Below are 6,118 nucleotides of genomic sequence, written 5' to 3' on the forward strand. Positions count from 1 at the left end.
AAGAGGATGTAGATCATGTTATTTGATACTCATACACACTTAAACGCAGAAGAATTTATAGATGAAATACCAGAGGCTGTTAAACGAGCAGAGGAAAATGGTGTTAGCCATATGGCTGTCGTTGGCTTTGATACGAAGACGATTGAAAAGTCACTAGAGCTTAGCAAATCCTATGATGGAATTTACAGCATTATCGGCTGGCATCCAACCGAAAGCTATTTATATACAGATGCAATCGAGGAGGTACTTTACCAACAATTACATCAGCCTAAGATCGTTGCGATGGGAGAAATGGGACTAGATTATCACTGGGATACGTCACCTAAAGATGTACAAAAGGATGTCTTCAGACGACAAATGCGAATTGCCAAGGAATTAAAGCTGCCGATTAGCATTCACATGCGCGATGCAATAGAAGACACCTACCGGATTTTAAAGGAAGAGCATGTAGAAGATATCGGCGGTATCATGCATAGCTTCAGTGGCGATGTAGAATGGATGAAGCGATTCCTCGACCTAGGGATGCATATTTCATTAAGTGGTGTCGTCACATTTAAAAATGCAAAAGAAGTGAAGGAAGTAGCAAAGTCTGTTCCATTGGATAAATTACTGATTGAAACGGATGCACCATATTTATCACCTGTCCCATATCGGGGAAAACGAAATGAACCTGCATATGTTAAATATGTTGCGGACGAAATTGCCAAATTGAGGGAAATACCAGTGGAGGAAATTGGCGAAATAACGACGAAAAATGCCTTTCAATTATTTAGGCTTAACGAAGATCTATTGAAATAAATCGTAATAATACTGGAATAAAAGAGGATAATAGTGGAATTTATTAGGGACTAGTGCATAGCTAGTCTTTCTCTTATTACAATCTTGTGACTAGGATAATTGTACTGGTGCCAACAGTTGTGGTGTTTTATTCTTTAAAAATTCACCCGTGGGATAAATTATGTAATATAATTGTAAAGAAAACGTAAATGGAATAGCTTTGACTTTGCATATGCCTCTTAATATAATCAAGAACGTCAGAGGAGGCAAGATGCATGCGAATTATTTCAAAGCTATTGCCGGCATCAAAATTGAAGCTGGTTATATCAGTAATTGGTATTTTAGCGCTTGTTTTGTTTTCATGGTTCATACTATTTGAAGCAACGAAGGCGGAAGTAGTAATCTCAGATAACGGGGAAAAACAAACAATCGACACACATATCAATACTGTAGGAGAGCTACTTAACGAAGTAGGGATTGTTGTTTCAGATCATGATGTATTGTCACATGATAAAAATGCGGCAATCGAAAATGGAATGACAATTAATTATGAAAGTGCAAAACAAATTACTGTAACAATCGATGGCAATAATCTTACATATTATACAACTGCAGATACGGTGGGAGACTTCCTTACAGAGCAGGATCTTTCATTTACAGCACATGATATTGTTTCACATAAAGCTACGGAATCAACAGCGGATGGCTTACAAATTGATGTTATCACTGCATACCAAGTAGCGGTTCATGACGGTGGTAAAGAACAGACCGTATGGACGACAGGCGGATCGGTGGCTGATTTACTAAATACAAACGAGATTAAGCTAAACGAGCATGATCGAATCGTGCCGAATGTAGAAGAAATGGTTAATAATAAGACGACGATTTCTATTGTCAGAGTCGATAAGATGGTAGATGAAGTGAATGAGAATGTTAGCTTTACTACTGAGAAGCAACAGGATAGCACCCTTTTTGAAGGAGAAGAAAGGGTAATTACCCAAGGTCAAGATGGGGTCGTTGTGAAGAAATATGAGATCACAACGGAAAATGGTATCGAGGTAAGTCGTGAGCTTGTAAACGAGGAAGTTAAAGAGGCAAGTATTAATCGCGTCATTGCAGTTGGTACGAAGAAACCGCAAGCAAATCAAGGAATCGTTACATTAGCGAGCACATCATCAAGTGGGGAGAATTTGGTACAAACAAGTACAGGTGGAAATACACTAACGATGACTGCTAGTGCGTTCACATCAAAATGTGATGGCTGTTCAGGTTATACTGCTACAGGGATTGATTTAAGTGCCAATCCACATATGAAAGTAATTGCAGTGGACCCAAACGTGATCCCACTTGGATCAAAGGTGTGGATTGAAGGATATGGCGTAGCAGTCGCTGGAGATACTGGTGGTGCTATTAATGGCAACCGAATCGATGTCCATGTCCCTACGAAGGCAGATGCATATAGTTGGGGAGTAAAGACAGTTCAAGTAAAGATTCTTGATTCTTAATGAATATAGGATATATGCTCTTACCATGATAATATGGTAAGAGCATATTTTTTCCGTAGACTCATTTTGTATCGTTTGTTTATATTTAGATAAACTGCCGATAACTTTAATTCAGAATTTCTTTGCCGAGGTCCGCAGCCCCCAAGAAACTCTACAGTTAAACTACCTATTTATAGATAGAGTTATGGTTTAATGATTTTTATATTGCATTAATTAATATTAACATCAGAAAGCTATATCAGTCCGGGTGAGCGAAGGGCGGTGACTCCTGCGGGAACAGCAAGAGTCCGAAGACCCCGTAGGAAGTGCTTTTCTTCCGAGGAGGCTGAGGCCGTGCCCGCGGAAAGCATCCGCCCGTAGCGAACTCGGACGGCGGATTAGCACATACTATTTGTAATTCAGTTAGTCCGCAATTTACATCAACTGTTAATTAGTATTTATCACGTGGGTGATAATATCATGGGAGTTGTGTAAAGGAAATTATTATACTTTCATAATCAAATAGGAAGTAACCCGATGGAGGGAAAGTATTGAAGATCAAAGAAGTTATTGTCGTTGAAGGTAGAGATGATACGGCTAAGATACGATTGGCGGTAAATGCGGATACGATTGAGACGAATGGATCTGCAGTAAATAAAGAGACGCTAATGAAGATAAAACATGCAAAAGAAAAAAGAGGTGTGATTATTTTTACAGACCCTGACTATCCTGGTGAAAGGATTCGTCACATTGTTGACCAAGCTGTTCCCGGATGTAAGCATGCATTTCTCACTCAGGATCAAGCAAGGGCAAAGCATCCGAAAAATAAAAGCCTTGGCATTGAACATGCATCCATAGAGGCAATTCAAAATGCATTAGCAGATGTTTATGAATTGGCAGATATGAAGGAAAGTGAAATTACAAAAGAAGAACTGATTCGGCATGGGCTGATTGGTGGGAGTAAATCTAGCTCACGTAGGGAAAAACTAGGAGAATTATTGCAAATTGGTCATACGAATGGAAAGCAGCTTTTAAAAAGGTTATCGGTATTTCAAATCACAAGGGAACAATTTGAAGCAGCAATGATAAGGGTTGAACAGGAGGAAGAAGATGGCGAATAAATATATTGCAACACCAACACAAACCAAAGAAATTTTAAAAAAGCATAAGTTTTCTTTTAAGAAGAGTCTCGGACAGAACTTCTTAGTTGATGTCAATGTACTGGAGAATATTGTCCGGAACGCAGGTGTTGATAAGGAATCTGCGGCGATTGAGATTGGGCCTGGTATTGGAGCACTGACAGAGCAGCTAGCAATCCATGCAGACAAGGTCGTAGCCTTTGAAATCGATGGGCGATTAATCCCGATTCTAGAGGATACACTTAGTGCTTATGAAAATGTGCAACTGATTCATCAGGATATTTTGAAAGCGGATGTTGCACAAGTAGTTAAGGAAAACTTTAATACGGGTCAGGAAGTGCATATTGTTGCCAACCTGCCATACTATATTACCACGCCGATATTAATGAAATTGATTCGCGATAAATTGCCGGTAACGAGCATTACCGTCATGATTCAAAAAGAAGTTGCGGATCGTATGGCTGCCAAACCAAATACGAAGAGCTACGGATCCTTAACGATTGCCATTCAATATTATACACATGCAGAAGTAGTCATGAATGTTCCGAAGACTGTCTTCATGCCACAGCCGAATGTTGATTCAAGTATTTTGAAATTAGTGTTACGCGACGAACCACCAGTCCATGTAGAGAACGAAGACTTCTTTTTTAGAATTGTCCAAGCAAGCTTTGCACAACGGAGAAAAACGTTACGAAATAATTTGACGAGCCATTTCGGTGATCAATATGATAAAGAAAAGATTACGGAAATATTGGAGGGAATTGGAATTGATGGCGGGCGCCGTGGGGAGTCATTAGATATGGAAGAATTCGCAGCATTGGCCAATGGATTTTGGCAAGCGGAGGAGAACTGATTCATTCTCTACACAATCTCTCTTTTTTTCGCACAGTTAGGCAGTCACCCTCATAATCTATAGGAGATGCTTTCAAATGAATGAAGGCAGTGAGGTGAATGTATGGATGCTAGTACAGGTACTTTGGTCACGCGTAAATCATATAATCATGATTTAATATTTCGGATAGCGTACGTAAAAGACGGGATTGCCAATTTGTATGGAGAGGCAATTCGATTAGAGGCAGATGCACCGATTGAGGATTTAGTTGTCGTGGAGACACGAGAGTTAGAAAGAAGACGGCGAAATGGAAAAGAAAAGGAAGAGAATTCCTATCGTTTATTTCGCCAAGATTATCAATTAATGAAAGAGAAACGAGAATATCAGGCAACAGATGGGTATCAGGATTATGCAAAATATTTCCAATTGCCTACGAAAGTTCTTCATTTAGATGGGGATCCGATGTACTTAAGAAAGTGTATTTCCTTATATCAGCGTATGGGCTTGCAGGTGCACGGGGTACATTTGAATGAGAAGGATATGCCGACAGAGATTGGTTTGTTAATCGAGCGAATCCAGCCTAATATTATTGTTATTACGGGTCATGATTCCTTTTCAAAAAACAAGGGTGCAAAGGAAGATCTTCGTGCATATCGGCATTCGAAGTATTTTGTGGAAACAGTAAGGGAAGCAAGACGCGTTAATCCACATCTTGACCAAATGGTAATTTTTGCAGGTGCATGTCAATCCCATTTTGAGTCCCTTATTCGCGCCGGAGCGAATTTTGCTAGTTCCCCTTTCCGAATTAATATTCATGCGCTAGATCCTGTTTATATTGCAGCAAAAGTGGCTTATACCCCATTCATGGAAAGTGTCAGTGTGTGGGATGCATTAAAAAATACAATGACAGGTGAAAAAGGTATGGGCGGTATTGAGACAAGAGGGCTCCTTCGTACAGGAATGCCTTATTTAGAGGAAAATACAGAGTAAAGGGTATAACCCGCTTCTAATGGCTTAGATGCGGGTTATATCTTTTTAGATATCCTATAAGATGGCAAAAAAAGTGGGAAAAAGGATACATAAAATGTTAACATTTACAAATAATATCATTAATAGGCAAATTTTATTGTTGACACGAAAATTGAACTCCTGTTATAATATAAAGTTTCATTTGACTATTGACCAAGCATATGCTATAATTGCTTTAGTGAGGTGGAGTGTATTGGCTAAAACATTATTCGAAATTAAGCAAGGTCTTGAAGGTTATGTCGGAAAGCGGTTGGAACTTACAGCCAACGGTGGAAGAAGAAAGACAATTGTACGATCGGGAGTATTGGCGGAAACATATCCTTCCGTATTTATTGTTGAGCTTGACCAAGACGAGAATGCATTCGAGCGTGTTTCATACAGCTATGCAGACGTTTTAACAGAAACAGTAGAATTAAATTTCCTAGATGAACGAAATAAAGGATTATTAGTTGAGCAGTAGGCAGATAGTAGCCTATTGCTTTTTTATATAAGCTGTTACGACTTAATTGTATTTTGCATTTCCCTAAACTTTCCCTGATTTACATATATCTAACTCGTGTTGATTTCCACCTCTTACGCAAACTATGGATGTCGTAATCATTTGAATTGCGAAAGGGGTTGTTCTTTCATGGCTAGACGTAGAGGGATTATGTCAGACCAATTGAAAGAAGAAATTGCCAAGGAATTAGGTTTTTACGACACGGTACAACAAGAAGGATGGGGCGGAATCAAAGCTAGGGATGCCGGTAATATGGTGAAACGCGCGATTGAAATCGCTCAGGAAAGCATGAATCAGGACAGTAACCATTAGATAAGCTGTGCCGCCAAATTTTAGATAAAACTAAAATTTGGCGGCA

Annotated in this window: 7 protein-coding genes; all 7 read left to right on the forward strand. The window is 39.3% G+C overall.

Going from position 1 to position 6,118, the window contains the following annotated elements; all coding sequences use genetic code 11:
* The first annotated feature begins 15 nt into the window (after positions 1 to 15).
* The 7 genes from CWR48_RS19985 (at position 16) to CWR48_RS20015 (ending at position 6,072) form a co-directional block, all read left to right on the forward strand.
* Complete coding sequence (locus CWR48_RS19985; RefSeq protein ID WP_115775048.1) at positions 16 to 798, forward strand: TatD family hydrolase; 783 nt, start codon at positions 16 to 18, stop codon at positions 796 to 798.
* A gap of 254 nt (positions 799 to 1,052) precedes the next feature.
* On the forward strand, positions 1,053 to 2,282 hold the full coding sequence (locus CWR48_RS19990) for a resuscitation-promoting factor (RefSeq protein ID WP_115775049.1): 1,230 nt from the start codon (positions 1,053 to 1,055) through the stop codon (positions 2,280 to 2,282).
* Positions 2,283 to 2,812: 530 nt separating this feature from the next.
* The gene (rnmV, locus tag CWR48_RS19995; protein WP_115775050.1) at positions 2,813 to 3,382 is read left to right on the forward strand and encodes a ribonuclease M5; all 570 of its coding nucleotides are present in this window, start codon (positions 2,813 to 2,815) and stop codon (positions 3,380 to 3,382) included.
* Complete coding sequence (gene rsmA / locus CWR48_RS20000; protein ID WP_115775051.1) at positions 3,372 to 4,253, forward strand: 16S rRNA (adenine(1518)-N(6)/adenine(1519)-N(6))-dimethyltransferase RsmA; 882 nt, start codon at positions 3,372 to 3,374, stop codon at positions 4,251 to 4,253. Before rnmV ends, rsmA begins: the two co-directional genes overlap by 11 nt.
* Positions 4,254 to 4,355: 102 nt before the next feature.
* Entirely contained in the window at positions 4,356 to 5,222 is an 867-nt protein-coding gene (gene yabG, locus CWR48_RS20005) for a sporulation peptidase YabG (RefSeq protein ID WP_115775052.1), read from the forward strand.
* A 232-nt stretch (positions 5,223 to 5,454) separates the two neighbouring features.
* Positions 5,455 to 5,721 (forward strand): biofilm formation stimulator Veg, encoded by a 267-nt coding sequence (gene veg, locus CWR48_RS20010; protein ID WP_114914833.1) that lies wholly within the window; start codon positions 5,455 to 5,457, stop codon positions 5,719 to 5,721.
* A gap of 168 nt (positions 5,722 to 5,889) precedes the next feature.
* The gene (locus tag CWR48_RS20015; RefSeq protein ID WP_115775053.1) at positions 5,890 to 6,072 is read left to right on the forward strand and encodes a small, acid-soluble spore protein, alpha/beta type; all 183 of its coding nucleotides are present in this window, start codon (positions 5,890 to 5,892) and stop codon (positions 6,070 to 6,072) included.
* Positions 6,073 to 6,118 lie beyond the last annotated feature (46 nt).

This window comes from Oceanobacillus arenosus, from assembly GCF_003369575.1.
Taxonomy (GTDB): domain Bacteria; phylum Bacillota; class Bacilli; order Bacillales; family Amphibacillaceae; genus Oceanobacillus; species Oceanobacillus arenosus.